The sequence below is a fragment of the Neisseria sicca VK64 genome (assembly GCF_000260655.1).
GTDB lineage: Bacteria > Pseudomonadota > Gammaproteobacteria > Burkholderiales > Neisseriaceae > Neisseria > Neisseria sicca_B.
This window is the reverse complement of the sequence record NZ_AJMT01000186.1, coordinates 35,127-53,810: the sequence shown is the minus strand read 5'-3', so window position 1 is coordinate 53,810 and position 18,684 is coordinate 35,127. Positions and strand designations below refer to the sequence as shown.

The 18,684-nt window shown below is 49.1% G+C and carries 15 protein-coding genes and 1 pseudogene; 13 read left to right on the top strand and 3 right to left on the bottom strand.

From position 1 onward, the window contains the following. The 8 genes and pseudogenes from HMPREF1051_RS14615 to rplS form a co-directional block, all read left to right on the top strand. Positions 1–131: pseudogene (locus HMPREF1051_RS14615) on the top strand (IS5/IS1182 family transposase); the annotation flags it as partial. A 268-nt stretch (positions 132–399) separates the two neighbouring features. Continuing rightward, positions 400–1,077, top strand: a complete 678-nt coding sequence (gene misR, locus HMPREF1051_RS10965) for a two-component system response regulator MisR (RefSeq protein ID WP_003740839.1) — start codon at positions 400–402, stop codon at positions 1,075–1,077. A 15-nt stretch (positions 1,078–1,092) separates the two neighbouring features. Beyond that, on the top strand, positions 1,093–2,508 hold the full coding sequence (locus tag HMPREF1051_RS10960) for a HAMP domain-containing sensor histidine kinase (RefSeq protein WP_003758036.1): 1,416 nt from the start codon (positions 1,093–1,095) through the stop codon (positions 2,506–2,508). 465 nt (positions 2,509–2,973) lie between these two features. Beyond that, positions 2,974–5,367 carry a bifunctional acetate--CoA ligase family protein/GNAT family N-acetyltransferase gene (locus HMPREF1051_RS10955; protein WP_003768604.1) on the top strand — a complete coding sequence of 798 codons (2,394 nt, stop codon included), beginning with the start codon at positions 2,974–2,976 and terminating at the stop codon, positions 5,365–5,367. A gap of 76 nt (positions 5,368–5,443) precedes the next feature. Next, entirely contained in the window at positions 5,444–5,692 is a 249-nt protein-coding gene (gene rpsP / locus HMPREF1051_RS10950) for a 30S ribosomal protein S16 (protein ID WP_003740833.1), read from the top strand. Positions 5,693–5,710: 18 nt separating this feature from the next. Further along, entirely contained in the window at positions 5,711–6,220 is a 510-nt protein-coding gene (rimM, locus tag HMPREF1051_RS10945; protein ID WP_036493067.1) for a ribosome maturation factor RimM, read from the top strand. Further along, a complete protein-coding gene (gene trmD, locus HMPREF1051_RS10940; RefSeq protein ID WP_003768529.1) occupies positions 6,220–6,969 on the top strand; it encodes a tRNA (guanosine(37)-N1)-methyltransferase TrmD in 750 nt (249 codons plus the stop codon). Before rimM ends, trmD begins: the two co-directional genes overlap by 1 nt. A gap of 13 nt (positions 6,970–6,982) precedes the next feature. Then, entirely contained in the window at positions 6,983–7,348 is a 366-nt protein-coding gene (rplS, locus tag HMPREF1051_RS10935) for a 50S ribosomal protein L19 (protein ID WP_003740828.1), read from the top strand. Positions 7,349–7,654: 306 nt separating this feature from the next. On the opposite strand, the gene trhA is transcribed toward rplS, so the two are convergent. Together trhA and HMPREF1051_RS10925 are read right to left on the bottom strand one after the other, a co-directional pair. Beyond that, a complete protein-coding gene (gene trhA, locus HMPREF1051_RS10930; protein ID WP_003768595.1) occupies positions 7,655–8,272 on the bottom strand; it encodes a PAQR family membrane homeostasis protein TrhA in 618 nt (205 codons plus the stop codon). A gap of 143 nt (positions 8,273–8,415) precedes the next feature. Beyond that, positions 8,416–9,006, bottom strand: a complete 591-nt coding sequence (locus HMPREF1051_RS10925; protein ID WP_036493065.1) for a tyrosine-protein phosphatase — start codon at positions 9,004–9,006, stop codon at positions 8,416–8,418. A gap of 264 nt (positions 9,007–9,270) precedes the next feature. On the opposite strand from HMPREF1051_RS10925, the gene HMPREF1051_RS10920 reads away from it, so the two are divergent. The 3 genes from HMPREF1051_RS10920 (at position 9,271) to ubiB (ending at position 15,087) form a co-directional block, all read left to right on the top strand. Continuing rightward, entirely contained in the window at positions 9,271–10,749 is a 1,479-nt protein-coding gene (locus HMPREF1051_RS10920; RefSeq protein WP_036493062.1) for a transferrin-binding protein-like solute binding protein, read from the top strand. Positions 10,750–11,190: 441 nt separating this feature from the next. Continuing rightward, entirely contained in the window at positions 11,191–13,254 is a 2,064-nt protein-coding gene (glyS, locus tag HMPREF1051_RS10915) for a glycine--tRNA ligase subunit beta (protein ID WP_003768542.1), read from the top strand. A gap of 321 nt (positions 13,255–13,575) precedes the next feature. After that, on the top strand, positions 13,576–15,087 hold the full coding sequence (gene ubiB / locus HMPREF1051_RS10910; RefSeq protein WP_036493059.1) for a ubiquinone biosynthesis regulatory protein kinase UbiB: 1,512 nt from the start codon (positions 13,576–13,578) through the stop codon (positions 15,085–15,087). A gap of 361 nt (positions 15,088–15,448) precedes the next feature. Here ubiB and HMPREF1051_RS14930 read toward each other — a convergent pair whose 3' ends face one another. Beyond that, positions 15,449–15,712, bottom strand: a complete 264-nt coding sequence (locus HMPREF1051_RS14930; RefSeq protein WP_003768598.1) for a hypothetical protein — start codon at positions 15,710–15,712, stop codon at positions 15,449–15,451. A 51-nt stretch (positions 15,713–15,763) separates the two neighbouring features. Between HMPREF1051_RS14930 and ychF the strand changes: the two genes are divergently transcribed. Both ychF and HMPREF1051_RS10900 read left to right on the top strand, forming a co-directional pair. After that, the gene (ychF, locus tag HMPREF1051_RS10905; protein ID WP_003768552.1) at positions 15,764–16,855 is read left to right on the top strand and encodes a redox-regulated ATPase YchF; all 1,092 of its coding nucleotides are present in this window, start codon (positions 15,764–15,766) and stop codon (positions 16,853–16,855) included. Between the two features lie 66 nt (positions 16,856–16,921). Continuing rightward, positions 16,922–18,682: an ATP-dependent nuclease gene (locus tag HMPREF1051_RS10900; RefSeq protein WP_003768588.1), complete on the top strand. Its 1,761-nt coding sequence runs from the start codon at positions 16,922–16,924 to the stop codon at positions 18,680–18,682. The last annotated feature ends 2 nt before the right edge of the window (positions 18,683–18,684 follow it).

The window sequence follows — 18,684 nt, the reverse complement described above, 5'->3', positions numbered from 1 at the left end:
TGAATACGTTTTCAGACGACCTGTTTTATAGTGGATTAACTTTAAATCAGGACAAGGCGACGAAGCCGCAGACAGTACAGATAGTACGGCAAGGCGAGGCAACGCCGTACTGGTTTAAAGTTAATCCACTATAGAATCCCCCGTTCTTTCTCGAACACAGCCTTTACCGGCATTATTTTGCCGTCCGTTTGGCGCGTATCCGGCGTATATTTTGGGGATTTGGTACAGGGGTCGTCTGAAAATGTAAAGACAGCGTCCCTGCAATGCAAAAAAGCGCAAAAGCATAGGAAAACAAGCTATCAAAAAACTCAAAATGCGTGTTAAGATTAGCCATCACTATCCGCCGCACCCGTTTATTTCGGGTTTGCGCAGCGCATACAATCACGAAAAGGAAATCCCATGAGTCGCGTATTACTCGTAGATGACGACGCTTTGCTGACTGAATTGCTCACCGAATACCTTACCGCCGAAGGATTGAACGTCCACAGCGTTCCGGACGGCGAAGCCGGTGTACACGAAATCCTGACCGGTCAGTACGATGTCGTCGTATTAGACTCCATGATGCCGAAAATGAACGGCTTGGACGTATTGAAAAACGTCCGCTCCCAAAGCACCGTTCCCATCATCATGCTGACCGCCAAAGGCGACGACATCGACCGCATCATCGGATTGGAAATGGGTGCGGACGACTATGTTCCGAAACCTTGCACCCCGCGCGAACTGTTGGCACGCATCAACGCCATCCTGCGCCGTGCGCAACAAAGCGGCGAGCCGAACAACGCGCCAAACAGCATTTCCGTCAGCGACGTCGTCCTGTACCCTGCCAAACGTCAGGCGACCATCAAAGACACTCCGCTTGAGCTGACCAGTACCGAGTTCAACCTGCTCGAAGTCCTGATGCGCCATGCCGGACAAGTTGTCAGCAAAGAAACTTTGTCCATCGAAGCGCTTGACCGCAAACTGGCAAAATTCGACCGCAGCATCGACGTCCACATCTCCAGCATCCGCCACAAACTGGGCGATGCCTCGCTGATTCAGACCGTACGGGGCTTGGGCTACCTGTTTGTTAAAAACTAAAGATAAAACAGATCAATGAAACTGTTTCAACGCATCTTCGCCACATTTTGCGCAGTCATCGTCTGCGCAATCTTTGTGGCGAGTTTTTCTTTTTGGCTGGTGCAAAATACCCTCGCCGAAAACCAATTCAACCAACGCCGCACCATCGAAACCACTTTGATGAACAGCATCCTCTCCGCCTTTAGGGCGCGCGGGGACAGCGGTGCGCGCGAAATTTTGGCTGAATGGGAAGACAGCCCCGTCTCCAATTCCGTTTACGTCATTTTGGGCGACGAGAAAAAAGACATCCTCGACCGCAACATCGACAACCACACCATCGAACGCGCCCGCGTGTTTGCCATCAATAATCCCAATTCCGATTTGGCGCACATCGAATACGACCGTTTCGGCGAAGAATACCTCTTCTTTATCAAAGGTTGGGACAGCCATCAGGCGCAACGCCTGCCCAGCCCGCTCTTTATCCCGGGCCTGCCGCTCGCCCCGATTTGGCACGAATTCATCATCCTCTCCTTCATCATCGTCGTCGGCCTGCTGATGGCGTACATCCTCGCCAGCAACATTACCAAGCCCATCAAAATCTTGGGCAGCGGTATGGACAGGGTGGCAAACGGCGAACTTGAAACCCGTATTTCGCAGCAAGTGGACGACCGTGACGACGAATTGTCCCACCTTGCCATCCAGTTCGACAAAATGGCGGAAAAACTGGAAAAACTCGTTGCCAAAGAACGCCACCTGCTGCACCACGTCTCCCACGAAATGCGCTCGCCCTTGGCGCGTATGCAGGCAATCGTCGGACTGATTCAGGCGCAGCCGCAAAAGCAAGAACAATATCTGAAAAGACTGGAAGGCGAATTGACCCGCATGGATACCTTGGTTGGCGAATTGCTGACGCTTTCCCGTTTGGAAACGTCCAACATCCCGCTGGAAAAAGAAAGCCTGAAGCTCGTCCCCTTCCTGAAAAACATCGTGGAAGACAACCAAAGCATCGCCCAGCAGAACAAACAAACCGTTACCCTCTCGGTCGAACCCAGAATCCCCGAAAATGCCACGGTCTGCGCCAACGAAGGCTATTTGTACCGCGCGTTTGACAACGTTATCCGCAACGCCATCAATTACAGCCCCGAAGGCAGCACCATCCGCGTCAATATCGGACAAGACAGCAAGCATTGGATTGTGGACGTTACCGACAACGGTCCCGGCGTGGACGAAATGCAACTGCCGCACATTTTCACCGCCTTTTACCGTGCCGACTCCAGCGCCAGCAAACCCGGTACCGGCTTAGGCCTTGCCCTGACCCAACACATCATGGAGCAGCACAACGGCAAAATCATGGCTGAAAACATCAAGCCGAATGGTTTGAAAATGCACTTTATCCTGCCCAAAAAGAAAGTGAACGGCAAAACGGAAAAGCCGCATCCTAAAAACTCTTGACCATGAATGTTGCCCATCGGGGTTTGTATAGTGGATTAAATTTAAATCAGGACAAGGCGACGAAGCCGCAGACAGTACAGATAGTACGGAACCGATTCACTTGGTGCTTCAGCACCTTAGAGAATCGTTCTCTTTGAGCTAAGGCGAGGCAACGCCGTACTGGTTTAAAGTTAATCCACTATAAACAAATTGCCACACCCCAAGCCTACAAAAGGTCGTCTGAAAAGAACAAACCCTTACGTTCCCGCCTTTCAGACGACCTTTTATGCCATTTGCCATATATAATGCAAGTGAATAATTAAATCATTTAAAGTCCGTATGTTCCGCCATAAAGAGCAACGAAACAGACTATCCATTGATAACAAAACCAACAACGAACGCCCAATCCCGTTCACTCATCACACACCCCTTCCCCCCCGAAAGGTCGTCTGAAACGCAGCGTCCACACACCGAAAAGGAGGCACCATGTCCGCCCAATCCATGTCCGGCTACTTCTTCATGCCCAACCACATCATTCTCGTGGGCGCGAGCGAACGCCCATACAGCTTGGGCGAACGCATCCTGAGCAACCTCCTGAGCGCACCGTTTCAAGGTCAAATCACACCCGTCAACCTCCGCCACCGCACGGTTGCGGGACTCGCCTCCTACACCAATCTCAACAAAATCCCCGGCAGTGCCGACCTCGTCATCGCCGTAACACCACCCGACAGCTACGACGCCCTGTTCAAATCCTGCCGCAAAAAACAGTTCGGCCACATCATCCTCATCCAAGACTGGGAAAGCCTGTCCGACGACGAATGGCACACCGCCGAAGCCGCCATCAAAAAACACCACGGCAACGAACTCAACATCAGCGTGTGCAGCCCCGCCGGCGTGCAGCTTCCATCGCAAAGCCTCAACATCAGTTCCCAACCCGACCATCCAGCAGGTTACACCGCCCTTCTGACCGGACACGCCTCCGTCAGCAGCGAAATCAACCTCATGCTGCAAAAAATGGGACAGGGCATTTCACGCCACATCAGCCTCAACTATCCGCTCAGCCCCACCACCTCTGCCGACTGGCTCAACCGTTTCGGCCACAACCGCCACACCAAAGTTGCCGTTATCGAACACAACCCAGCCGAAAACCAGCGCAACCTGTTCAGCGCCATCCGCCATTTCACCCGCCACACCCCGCTCATCCTCCACGTTACCCACCGTTCGGACGACACCGAAAAAGCCGTGTTACGCTGCCTCGCGTGCCATTGCAACTTCCTCGCCACATTCAGCAGCAGCGAACTCGAAGCCGCCCTGCACGCGCGTTTGTCCGACCTCCCCCCTCTGAACAGCATCGACATCCTGTCCGACACCCCTGCCGAGTGGCTGGAAACCTGTGCCCCCCAAAACCTAAAACTCCAATTCCCCACCAAGCAGCCGCACATCCGACAAGGCTACATCGGCAGCACACCCACGCCCGCCCATTACCACAGCATCGCCAGCCAACACCTTCAAAATACCCATACCGAAGCCCTGCTCGCCATCGTTGCCCCGACCGACAGTCCTGACGAAAAAAATCTGACCCGCACCCTGAGTATGCTGGCGAAACACACTGCCAAACCCCTGCTTGTCAGCAGCCGCTTTTCAGACGACCTCCTGCATTTCGACCGTCCCGAACAAGCCCTGCAAGCCGTATCGTTCCGCAACATTGCCGACCAACTGCAAAAAGAGCAGTTACGCATCGCCACGCCTAAAAAAGGTCGTCTGAAAACCCCGCAGGCAAGAAACATTACTAAAGCCCTCGTATCAAAAGACCTGCCCCTGCTTGCCGAAGCCCTGTGTCTACCGGCTTATCAGCACACCGTGCATAACGCCGTGCAATTCCGTTTCCAACGCCATACCGCCTATGGCGACATCCTGACCGTATGCCATCAAGGCAGAACCGCCGCCGCGCTCCCGCCGTTCTCTACGCTGGACAGCGAACACATCGCCCGTTTCGCCCAACTCGACAATACACACACCCTAAACCAGCTCCTGCACACCCTAAACACACTCAGCCAACGGCAGCAATACATCGGCGAAATCCTGCTCAACCTCAACGGCGACCAATACAGCAGCGACTTTGTCTTGCATGCTGACGAACGTCCTTCCCCCAAAAATAAACCAACCAATATAGCCACCCTCAAGCTCGAACAAGCCGCCGCCAAAGTACAGACCGCAGCGGAATACCTGCGCAGCAAAAATCCGACTGCCGCCGAGTTCCTCCGCAACACCGGCGAAGCCGCCGCCGAACTTTTAGGCGCAAAAACCGAAAGCGAAGCCCCCATCCAAAACGTGCTCGCCCCCTACCCGACCGAGCATCCTGCCACGCTTACCCTCAAAAACGGCGAAACCGTAACCATCCACCCGTTCACTCCCGAAGACGCGGAAGCCAAGCAACAATTCGTCCGCAGCCTCTCTCCGCAAGCGCGCTACACCCGCTTCATGACCCATACCAACGAATTGCCCATCCCCACCCTCGCACGCTTCAGCAAACTCGACTACCACAGCGAAGCCGCATGGACGGCACGCAATTCAGACGACCTCATCGTCGCCATCAGCCGCTTCAGCCGCATCAACCGCAACGAATGCGAATTCGGCATCACGCTTGCTGAAAACGTGCGCGGCAAAGGGTTAGCAGCAGAAATGATGAAGCTGATTATCCAATCGGCAACACAACAAGGCTACCGCGTCATGAGTGCCCAAATACTCAAATCCAACACCCCTATGCTTAAACTTGCTGAAAAATCAGGCTTTACCATCACCCCTTCAGAAGAAGACAACACTTTGTGCCAAGCACGCCTCAACCTGACCACTCCGCAAAACAGCAACAAAAACAAATAAAAACTTGCATGAACAACGCAAAATATCCTAAAATTAGCAGTTTCTTATCTATCCGATTTTCTCAAAAGGACTCAAAATGGTAGTTATCCGTTTGGCTCGCGGTGGTTCTAAACACCGTCCCTTCTTCCACGTAGTCGTTGCCGACTCCCACAACCGCCGCGACGGCCGCTTCATCGAGCGCGTTGGCTTCTACAACCCTGTCGCCAATGAAAAACAAGAGCGCGTACGCCTCCAAGCCGACCGCCTGAACCACTGGATCGCCCAAGGCGCACAAGTCAGCGACGCAGTTGCAAAACTGATCAAAGAACAAAAAGCTGCTGCTTAATCACCGGCTAATCTTGCTATGACCGACACTCAGCAACGGGTAGCCATGGGCTACATCAAAGGCGTATTCGGCATCAAAGGCTGGCTTAAAATAGCCGCCAATACAGAATACGCCGACAGCCTCCTGGACTACCCTGAGTGGCAGTTAAGCAAAGACGGTAAAACCCTGAACGTAACACTCGAAGCCGGCAAAATCGTCAGCGGAGAGCTTCAGGTCAAATTCGAAGGCATAGACGATCGCGATCAAGCTTTTGCCCTGCGCGGCTATACCATCGAAATCCCCCGAGAAGAATTCGCCCCCACCGAGGAAGACGAATATTATTGGGCAGATTTAGTCGGCATGACCGTTGTCAACAAAGACAATATCGTGCTTGGCAAAGTCACAAACCTGATGGAAACCGGCGCCAACGATGTTTTGATGATTAATGGGGAACATGGCCAAATCCTGATCCCGTTCGTATCCAACTACATCGAAACCGTCGATACTGAAGGCAAAACCATTACCGCCGACTGGGGCTTAGACTACTGATGTTGATACAAGCCATCACCATCTTCCCCGAAATGTTCGACAGCATTACCGAATACGGCGTAACCGGTCGCGCAAAAAAACAAAACCTTTGGCAATTCCAAGCCATCAATCCCCGCAAATTCGCCGACAACAAACTCGGCTATATTGACGACCGCCCCTTTGGCGGAGGTCCGGGAATGATTATGATGGCGCCGCCGCTGCAAACAGCGATAGAAGAAGCCAAACAAACATCTTCAGCGCCTGCAAAAGTCATCTACCTTAGTCCGCAAGGTCAACCGCTGACCCACAAAAAAGCCGTAGAACTTGCAAAATCTCCGCATCTCATACTGCTTTGCGGACGATACGAAGGAATTGACGAACGCCTGCTGCAAAGCAGCGTAGATGAAGAAATCAGCATAGGCGACTTTGTCGTTTCCGGCGGAGAGCTACCCGCCATGATGCTGATGGATGCCGTACTCAGACTGATACCCGGCATATTGGGTGATATACAGTCAGCCGAACAGGATTCGTTTTCAGACGACCTATTAGACTGCCCCCATTACACCAAACCTTTAGAATTCCAAGGCATGACCGTCCCTGACGTATTGCGTTCGGGCAATCATGGCTTGATAGCCGAATGGCGGTTGAAACAATCGCTGCGGCGCACCCTGGAGCGCAGACCAGACCTGCTGGAAAAGCGCAGTTTAATCCCAAAGGAATCCCGCCTCTTAAAAGAAATCTTGCAAGAGCAACAGGAAATCCAATCATAATTTAGGAAAAACAATGAACCTGATTCAACAATTAGAGCAAGAAGAAATCGCTCGCCTGAACAAAGACATCCCCGAATTCGCACCGGGCGACACCGTAGTCGTTTCCGTACGCGTAGTAGAGGGTTCACGCAGCCGTCTGCAAGCTTACGAAGGCGTTGTTATCGCCCGTCGTAACCGCGGCTTGAACAGCAACTTCATCGTCCGCAAAATTTCCAGCGGCGAAGGCGTTGAGCGTACCTTCCAACTCTACTCCCCTACCGTAGAAAAAATCGAAGTAAAACGCCGCGGTGACGTCCGTCGCGCCAAACTGTACTACCTGCGCGGCCTGACCGGTAAAGCTGCCCGTATTAAAGAAAAATTGCCTGCCCGTAAAGGTTAAGCAAAAGAATTGCAAAACAAAATCCCCACTTTTCAGTGGGGATTTTTTACATCATTTTCTATCATTCGGCCGTAAATTCAATTACAGATAAAATTTCGGTTACCGCCCTACAACAAAAACCTTGATACAACTTCTATAGTGGATTAACTTTAAACCAGTACGGCGTTGCCTCGCCTTAGCTCAAAGAGAACGATTCTCTAAGGTGCTGAAGCACCAAGTGAATCGGTTCCGTACTATCTGTACTGTCTGCGGCTTCGTCGCCTTGCCCTGATTTAAATTTAATCCACTATACAAACCGTCAGCCTCTTAAAGTACATAAAAATAGATGCAGACAAATTGAGCCAAGCTTCCACCAAGAACAAACAAATGCCAAATACCATGACCATGTTTAATCTTTTTATCATTCACAAACCAATAGATACCGACGCTATACAATATACCACCCAACGCAAGCCAAAACAGCCCGGCAGATGAAAGCGATTGAACCAATGGAAATAAAGCAACCAAAATCAACCATCCCATCACCACATAAATAATCATAGACAACAGCCGTTTTTCACTCTTCCTCCCTATCGTAAGCTCTTGAATAATCCCTAAAAATGCCAAACCCCACGACACACCGAAAAGCGACCAACCCCATTCTCCCTTAAGAGGAATCAAGGTAAACGGGGTATAGCTGCCTGCAATCAACAGATAAATCATGCAATGATCCACTTTTTGCAAGACAGCCTTAATTTTAGGTTGAGGAATACTGTGATACAACGTTGAGCCCAGATACAGCAAAGACAGGCAAACACCATAAGTAATCGCACTGGCAAGCCGATATGAATCATCCGCCTTAATAATCATCAGCACCAATGCCGCAACAGCCAGCATGGCGCCAATCAAATGAGTATACGCATTAAAGCGTTCACCGTGATACATAAGAATCGTTCTTAGTTTGAAGAGACCGGCAAAGTGTACGCCAAACATAATACCGTAAGCGCAAGAAAATGATAAAGATAAGTTAAAACCAACATCGTTATCATTCCAAGACGCCTAATCCAGGCCTCACCTTACATTCAACATCATCCCTCTTTTCGCAGACGTTCCAAATGTTCGCGTACTTCCTGTACCTTTTCTTCGGTAAACAAATTCTCAATATTTTTCCAGATACTATGGTAACCATAAGGACCATGTTGCATTTCTAACCTGGCCTCTTCCACCGACCAACCCTGATAAATAATACGGTACATTCCGGAAATCAAACCTGTACGGTCAGCCCCATGATAGCAATGAACCAATACAGGACCGTATTTCTGTTGCTTTTCAATTAAGAAAAGAGTTTGCGCGATATCTTTAGGCTTAATTTTCCACGTCAACAAAGGACGGTTCAGCAGCATCAAATTGCCGCCTTTTAAATGTGTTTCGTTGTCGTTCCGATCAAAAAATCGCAAATTAATCACACTACGGATACCGAGTTGCTCAATCAGCTCCCCATCTTCCGCAACCGGCTGCTCACTGCGGTAAAGCTTATCGTCAATACGGTACAAATTAGCATCTTGCTTTACCAAAGTCGCCCAACGGGCGGAAGCGGTAGAAATATCTTGAGGAGCCATAGGAGTGGAGCACGCAGCGAGGAAACATGAACACAAAATTACAGACAAAAAATGACGCATAAATTCTTCTCTAAAATAAAACGTGATTGTAATGGCAGGTCATCTGAAAACGAAGCCCGATTAAAGCAGACAACCGCAACTGGCAACTTCAAGCATTTTCAGACGACCTTTATGTCGTACAAATCAAACACAAACTGCATATCGATGGACAATTATCCCAACAAATGTAAAAAACAGTTTATTTTTGTCATAATTATATCTATGATAATACTTTATGCCATTTGATAAAAAAGCACCATTCCAATCAACAAAAAAGGGGACAATATGTCTGCAATCAACACTAAAATCAAAACCATCATCTTAACCGCCATCAGCGCGGCAATCCTGTCTGCCTGTGGAGGCGGCGGTGGCAGCGGTGGCGCATCCACTCTTTCCACCGGATCAACCAGCACAAGTGGCAACGGCAGCCCTGCTAAAAACAGCAGCCCAAGCAATGCCACCCCCAGCGCTACCAACAACAATAATGGCAATACCGTAGCAGCAGCTACCCCTAGTCATAACCGCGCTGACAATCTCGCGGACTTGATTGATGAAGCACCGCTTGAAGCAGTAAATGGCGCTACACCACTGCACACCAGCTTTATTTCCTCTGCCACTGCACAACAAGGCAATCCAAATGCCCAGTTACGTCTTACCAGAACAGCAGACGGAAAAGAATATACAGGTGATTTCTACCTTACTGACAGCAAAGAAAACAATCAAAACGGTTTAATTAGTTCATTGGATTTCAAAAACAATGACGAAGTAAAATTGGACGGCGTAGTAATTGCCAACCAAAATGCCGCTCAAGTCAATTGGACCACACCATATTCTCTGATTATGAAAGTATTTTCAGGCGGTAATACAAAAAGTGATGGAGGCCCACAAAACGGCAAGATAAGTGGCGACAGTAAAAACTTTATTAATGGTCGTGCCTCAATCGATGAGAAGATTACCGAACTGTACACTCAAATCGAAACAGCCAAAGAGACTTTAAAACAAGCTAAAGAGAAAGGCGATGCTGATGCTATCGCAAAAGCTCAGGCAAAACTTGACGAATTGAACGATTTATATGGTCGTCTTCGTGATGCGCGTCCTGCTATAGCTGCCGAAGCCAAAAGCTTGGCAGACAAATTGGCATACTTTAGAAAAGGTAACTTGGTTGCCGGGGATGGTAAACATCTCGTGTTTGACAAACGCTTCGACGGTGTATACATCATCCAATTTACTGATGGCACACAAATCGTCATGCACGACCCCGCTGCAGCCGGTTGGGCTTATCAAACCTTTGCATACTATTTTGATCCCAAAAACGATGTCGCATTCGGCTATCAAAGCTTAGGCGATGAGACCAAGTTCACCGACCTGCCGGAGAAAGGTACGGCAACTTACAACGGCTTGACTACTGCCTATGTTGTGAAAGGTAACCAAAGCCGTCAGCTGACAGCGGATGTTAAAGCCATTGCTGATTTCGGTTTGAAAGGCGTACGCTTTGAAACTACCAATTCCCAATTCCACTCTCTTGACGACAACGGCCGTCGTGTAACCGTAAAAGGTGCCGACTACGACATGAAGGGGACAGCAAAATGGGAAAACGGCAACCTCTTCCTTGGCTCGGTTGAAGCAGCCGCAGCAGGTCTGAAAGGTAATTTGAGCGGTAAATTCTACGGTGCAAAAGCTGCTGAAATCGGCGGTACTTACGGTCTGAAAAACCAAGACGGTAGCGAACACCTCATTGGTGGTTACGGCGCGAAACGTCAATAATCCGAATTACCGTCTTCTTTAAAAAGGTCGTCTGAAAACTGATGAACAGTTTCAGACGACCTTTTCTTTCGACCTATTCAAGTGATACGAAAGCACATAAAACGATAGCCCTATGTAGCGGCAGATTGGTTTGAGATCAAAGCGAAACAAGGAAGTTATCTTTATCCAACCACTTTATTCCCTATCTTCATCACCCTCTATCCGCTTCTATTGCCAACTTCTCTAATAATCACGCCGCAGAAAAGGCGCAATTGTGGCATAATCTGCACCAAATCAAACAGACATCGGCAATGCACACCATACCGGCGCGTGAATCCGATGGCTTTATCACCAAACTTTCAGACAAATCCAACCAAGACAGGGTTTCCAGCCAGAGGTCGTCTGAAAGTATCCGCTTCAACGAAATTAAAACCGACAAATGTAAAGAGCAGAAAGTCTCACATGACAACCCAAACCCTTTTAATCGAACTCCTTACCGAAGAACTTCCCCCAAAAGCCCTGAATAATTTAGGCAACCACTTCGCCGCTTCTGTTGCCGAAGGCTTGGAAAAAGCGCAACTGATTGACGGTGCAGCCGAATTTACCGCCTACGCCTCGCCGCGCCGTTTGGCCGTTCAAGTCAAAAACGTGAAAGCCGTTCAAGCCGACCAGAAAATCGTGAAAAAAGGCCCTGCCGTGGCGAATGCCATGAAAGACGGTGCGCCGACCAAGGCTTTGGAAGGTTTTGCACGCGGTGCGGGTGCGAAAATCGAAGACTTGACCATCGTCCACGACGGCAAGCAGGATGTGTACGCCTACGAATACGTCCAAACCGGCAAGCCGTTGGGCGAACTTTTGGAAGACATTATCAATCAAGCCGTTAAGAAACTGCCGATTCCCAAAGTGATGCGCTGGGGCAACAGCACGTTTACCTTTGTGCGCCCCGTTCACGGGCTGATTGTGCTGCACGGTGGCTACATTGTGAACGTCAGCGTTTTGGGCTTGCAAAGCGGCAATCAAACCTTGGGACACCGCTTCCTGTCCAGCGGCGAAATCACCATTGAAAACGCCGACAGCTACGCCACCCAAATGCGCGAGCAAGGCAAAGTCGTCGCTTCGTTTGCCGAGCGCAAAGCCGCCATTCAAACGGCCTTGAACGAGCAGGCAGGTCGTCTGAAAGCCACCGTGGCCGCCGATGAAGCCCTGCTGGACGAAGTTACCGCGCTGGTCGAATACCCCGTTGTTTTGGAAGCCGATTTTGAAGAACATTTCCTCGCCGTGCCGCAAGAATGCCTGATTCTGACCATGCAGCAAAACCAAAAATACTTCCCGCTGCTCGACCAAAACGGCAAGCTGATGAACCGCTTCCTGTTGGTCTCCAACCTGCAAACCGACGATCCGTCGCACATCATCCAAGGTAACGAACGCGTTTTGCGCGCGCGCCTGTCTGATGCCGAGTTCTTCTACAAGCAAGACCAAAAAGCGACTTTGGAAAGCCGCCTGCCCAAGCTGGCGAACGTGGTGTATCACAACAAAATCGGCTCGCAAGCCGAGCGTATCGAACGCCTGCAAAGCATCGCCGCCCACATCGCCAAGGCTTTAGGCGCGGATGCTGCCGCAGCCGAACGCGCCGCACGTCTGGCAAAAGCCGACTTGGTTACCGAAATGGTCGGCGAGTTCCCCGAACTGCAAGGCACGATGGGCAAATACTACGCCCGCTTGGACGGCGAAACCGAAGAAATCGCCGAAGCCGTCGAGCAGCACTATCAGCCGCGTTTTGCCGGCGACAACCTGCCGAACGGCAAAGTCGCCACTGCCGTTGCACTGGCCGACAAGCTGGAAACCCTGGTCGGCATTTGGGGCATTGGCCTGATTCCGACCGGCGACAAAGACCCCTACGCCCTGCGCCGCGCCGCCTTGGGTATTTTGCGGATGCTGATGCAGTATGGTTTGGACGTAAACGAGCTGATTCAGACGACCTTCGACAGCTTCCCCAAAGGTTTGCTCAACGAGAAAACGCCGTCTGAAACCGCCGACTTCATGCAGGCGCGCCTTGCCGTGTTGCTGCAAAACGACTATCCGCAAGACATTGTTGCCGCCGTACTTGCCAAACAGCCGCGTCGTTTGGACGATTTGACCGCCAAACTGCAAGCCGTCGCCGCATTCAAACAACTGCCCGAAGCCGCCGCGCTCGCCGCCGCCAACAAACGTGTGCAAAACCTGCTGAAAAAAGCCGATGCCGCGCTGGGCGAAGTCGATGAAAGCCTGCTGCAACAGGACGAAGAAAAAGCCCTGTACGCCGCCGCACAAGGCTTGCAGCCGAAAATCGCCGCCGCCGTTGCCGAAGGCAATTTCCAGACCGCCTTGTCCGAACTGGCTTCCGTCAAACCGCAAGTCGATGCCTTCTTTGACGGCGTGATGGTGATGGCGGAAGACTCCGCCGTAAAACAAAACCGCCTGAACCTGCTGAACCGCTTGGCAGAGCAGATGAACGCGGTAGCGGATATTGCGCTCTTGAGCGAATAATATATAGCCGTAAACAAAGGTCGTCTGAAAACGGACAAGCAGCTTTGCCCAACGTTTTCAGACGACCTTTTCGATTCTATGAATCTATAGTGGATTAAATTTAAATCAGGACAAGGCGACGAAGCCGCAGACAGTACAGATAGTACGGCAAGGCGAGGCGAGGCAACGCCGTACTGGTTTAAAGTTAATCCACTATAACGCCATCCGCTCGCCCGCAAAGCCAATTCCCGCTCACATCCTTGTCTTAGCCCCATCCCATTCCGTGTGGGCACGGCCTATTTACTATATAATTTCGACTTTCAGCATTTTCCGCGCTTAATCATGAAACGGCTCAAACGCATCAAAACCATCCTCCGCACGCTTTACCTCTACCGCCTCGCCGAGCTGTTTGCCGCGCTTGTCCGTCCGGGCTGGACGCGGACGCTGTTGAAAATGCTGCCGCAGTCGTCTGAATTGGAAAACGAACCGCCTGCCGTCCGCCTGCGCCTTGCCCTAGAAAACCTGGGGCCGATTTTCATCAAATTCGGGCAGGTTCTGTCCACACGCCCCGATTTGATTCCGCATGATTACGCGGTCGAACTGGCAAAGCTGCAAGACAAAGTCCCGCCGTTTGATGCGCAGCTTTCACGCTCGCAAATCGAAAAATCGCTGGGGCAATCCATCGAAACGCTGTATGCGGAATTTGAAACCGAACCCGTCGCCAGCGCGTCCATCGCCCAAGTACACAAAGCCCGCCTGCATTCGGGCGAACAAGTGGCGGTCAAAGTCTTGCGCCCCAACCTTTTGCCCGTTATCGAACAAGATTTGTCGCTGATGCGTTTCGGCGCGGCTTGGGTCGAGCGTCTGTTTGCCGACGGCAAGCGTTTGAAACCGCGCGAAGTGGTGGCGGAATTCGACAAATATCTGCATGACGAGTTGGATTTAATGCGCGAAGCCGCCAATGCCAGCCAGCTCGGCCGCAACTTTCAAAACAGCGATATGCTGATTGTGCCCAAGGTGTTTTACGACTACTGCTCCAGCGACGTACTGACCATCGAATGGATGGACGGCACGCCCGTATCGGAAATCGCCAAACTCAAAGCCGACGGCATCGATTTGCACAAACTTGCCGATTACGGCGTGGAAATCTTCTTCACACAAGTCTTCCGCGACGGCTTTTTCCATGCCGATATGCACCCCGGCAACATTTTGGTCGCCGCCGACAACCGCTACATTGCCCTCGATTTCGGCATCGTCGGCACGCTGACCGACTACGACAAACGCTATCTCGCCATCAACTTCCTCGCCTTTTTCAACCGCGATTACCACCGCGTCGCCACCGCCCACATCGAATCGGGCTGGGTGCCCGCCGACACGCGCGCGGAAGAATTGGAAGCCGCCGTCCGCGCCGTGTGCGAACCGGTGTTCAACAAACCGATTTCGCAAATCTCGTTCGGCCTCGTATTGATGCGCCTGTTTGAAGTCAGCCGCCGCTTCAATGTCGAAATCCAGCCGCAGCTTGTGTTGCTGCAAAAAACGTTGCTCAACATCGAAGGCTTGGGACGACAGCTTGATCCCGATTTGGACTTGTGGAAAACCGCCAAACCGTTTTTGGTGAAATGGATGAACGAACAAGTCGGTCCTAAAGCCTTTTTGCGCAACCTCAAAAACGAAGCCCCCGACTGGGCGCAAATCATCCCTTCCCTGCCGCGCAAAATCAATGCGCTGGTTGATGAAAACCGCCAGCAGGAAATGCGCGATGCCTATATCCATTTGGTTAAAGTGCAGCAGCGGCAAAGCATGTGGCTGGGCGTGATTGCGATTGTGTTGCTGCTGATTTTGCTGTTTGATTAAAAATCCATATACACAAAAGGTCGTCTGAAAACGAAATAGCGGTTTTAGAAAAAATCGCTATCCGCATTTTCAGACGACCTTTTATTATGAATTTGCATAAAACGCGCACCTCAACCGTAGCGTGGGCTTCGCCCACGAAAATCAGGATATTTTGCCCATCATCCAAAAACAGAATTGACCAACATATAGTGGATTAACTTTAAACCAGGACAAGGCGACGAAGCCGCAGACAGTACAGATAGTACGGCAAGGCGAGGTAACGCCGCCCTGGTTTAAAGTTAATCCACTATAATTTCTCGCGGGCAAAGCCCACGCTACTTTTCTACTCATTACCAAGGTCGTCTGAAAACACGGATTGCGGCTAAGTAAACCCGTTATGACCGTTTTCAGACGACCTTCTATTGCGAGTTTGAATAAAATACCCGCCACTACCGTAGCGTGGGCTTTGCCCACGAAAATCAAGATATTTTGCTACTCGCCCCAAACAAAATAGACCGATATATTTCTCGCGGGCAAAGCCCATACCACCTCTTCCCTTCATCATCGAGGTCGTCTGAAAACGCCAAACTGTTCCCATCGCATGGAAACCACGGTTTTCAGACGACCTTTGCAGTTTTTGAGTCATTCCCGATATGCTATAATCCGCCGTTAAACTTTTATCTTTTCAGGAAAAAACATGAGCTTGAAATGCGGCATCGTCGGCCTGCCCAATGTCGGCAAATCCACCCTCTTTAACGCGCTGACCCAATCGGGCATCGAAGCAGCGAACTATCCCTTCTGCACCATCGAACCCAACGTCGGCATCGTCGAAGTGCCCGACCCGCGCATGGCGGAGCTGGCGAAAATCGTCAATCCGCAAAAAATGCAGCCCGCCATCGTCGAATTCGTCGACATTGCCGGTTTGGTCGCAGGCGCGAGCAAAGGCGAAGGCTTGGGCAACCAGTTCCTCGCCAACATCCGCGAAACCGACGCCATCGTCAACGTCGTGCGCTGCTTTGACGACGACAATATCGTCCACGTTTCCGGCAAAGTCGATCCGATTGCCGACATCGAAACCATCGGCACCGAATTGGCGCTTGCCGACCTCGCCAGCGTCGAAAAAGCCATCGTCCGCGAAGAAAAACGCGCCCGCTCAGGCGATAAAGACGCGCAAAAACTGGTCGAACTGTGCAAAAAACTGCTGCCGCATCTGGACGAAGGCAAACCTGTCCGCTCTTTCGGCTTAGACGCTGAAGAACTCGCCATGCTCAAACCGCTGTTCCTGCTGACCGCCAAACCCGCCATGTACGTCGGCAACGTTGCCGAAGACGGTTTTGAAAACAATCCGCACCTCGACCGCCTGAAAGAATTGGCTGGAAAAGAAAACGCCCCCGTCGTTGCCGTTTGCGCCGCGATGGAGAGCGAAATCGCCGAGTTGGAAGACGACGAAAAAGCCGAATTCCTCGCTGAAATGGGCTTGGAAGAACCCGGCTTGAACCGCCTGATCCGCGCGGGCTACGACCTCTTGGGCCTGCAAACCTACTTCACCGCCGGCGTCAAAGAAGTCCGCGCCTGGACCATCCACAAAGGCGACACCGCCCCGCAAGCCGCAGGCGTCATCCACACTGACTTCGAACGCGGCTTCATCCGCGCCCAAGTCATTTCCTACGACGATTTTGTCTCACTCGGCGGCGAAGCCAAAGCCAAAGAAGCCGGCAAAATGCGCGTGGAAGGCAAGGAATATGTCGTGCAAGACGGCGATGTGATGCACTTCTTGTTTAACGTGTAAGATTGTCTGAAAATATTTGGGAACAGGGAATCTGTTCCCAATACTGCAATAGCAAAGAAAATAAATATGATCTTAAGAAAATTTCAAATTAAAAATTTCCGATCTCTTATTAACGTTAATGTTAAATTTATTGATAATCTACCTATTGTAATTAGTGGTGAAAATAATATTGGTAAAACTAATTTTTTAAGAGCTTTAAACGTATATTTTAATCATATTCATGATAAAAATTTATACCATGCTGAAACTGATATTCCACATCACATATATTATGGTTCGCGAGGAGGAAGAACCAAGACAGAATTAATTGGGGAATTTGAAAATCACGGTAAAATTATAAAACTTTTAGTACGTTTTGATGCAAAAGGTAACTCTTCATACAAATTAGATTCCAAAGATATTAATGATAACAAAGCCTTTGAATTTTTATCAGAATTTAAATTTATATTTATAGAATCTCATAACATACATTTACCAAGCCTCATTGGAGCTATTCTAGAAAAAGACGGCTTACTAGCTTTGGATAAAAAACGTACAAAACAAAGTCGTCCTTTAAAAAAATTGGAAGAGTTTATAGATCTATCTAGACAAGCCATCACCGACATTGAGAATGACATAAACCATTGCTTTAAAGAACTTACTGATTTTGATGGAATTTTGAAAGAGGCTAAAATTCTAATAAACTTTGCAGAATTTGATAGATTGAGAGATGTAATTCGCACAATGACATCCATCACTCTACAAGACGGCAATAATCATGAAATTGAATCTAAAGGTAGTGGAGCTCAAAGAGCAGTTTTTCTTTCGTTAATGAAATATATTTCAAAAAATATTAAAAATAAAAAAATTATTTGGGCAATTGATGAACCAGAAGCATTTTTACAACCAAAATTACAAAGAAAAGTATTTGAAACTTTGCAATCAATGTGTAAAGAAGATAAGCAAACAATTATACTCACTACACACTCACAACATTTTATTAACTTAAGAAATATTGATACGGTTAATTTATTTATAGGAAATTCTGAACCTAAGGAGTATGAAAGACGACCTGGTAAAATATTTTATGAAATAAACACTCAAAATATTGCTTTTACCTCTACATCCGAAAAGATCAAAGCAATTAAAGAACATTTAGGAATTAACAATAATGACGGATGGGAGCTTTTGCCATTTAATGTCTTAGTAGAAGGAGAGGAAGACAAAAAATACTTAGAAAAACTGATGGAAGCCGTAGATATTGAAATTCCAAACATTATTTGCGCTGGAGGAGCAACCAAAATTGCAGGATACTTGCAATATTATAATGATTTCGCCAAAGATAACCCCTTTCCAGAAAAACCAAAAATTTTATGTATTTTTGATAATGATAAAGAGGGAAGAGAATCTAAATCAAAAATCAATCCTAAAAAATTAACCTCTCTGAAAATCCAAAGCATTCTTATTCCCAGACATGACTACACCATTTTAGATGATAATCCTAGGAACTTTAGTGGACAATCTCAAAACTGGGCAATAGAAGATTTTTTATCTCCTGCCCTAATTATAGAAACTGCAAATAATTTACTACGGAAAGACAAATATAAAATCATTGGAAAAAAACAGATAAACGTTCGAAATCAAGTTGCACATAGAAATAAAATTATTCTCGAATATCTTTCAGAGTGCACCTCACAAAATAATCCTGACAAGGATGATTACCTTTGGGGCTCAGATGGAAGAAAAATAGCTCTATGTAAATCTTTCTGTGATAATCAAACTCCAGAAAAAATACTTGAACATCTGAATCAAAATCAAAGAGATTTTTTAGATAAATTAAAAGGTTAAAT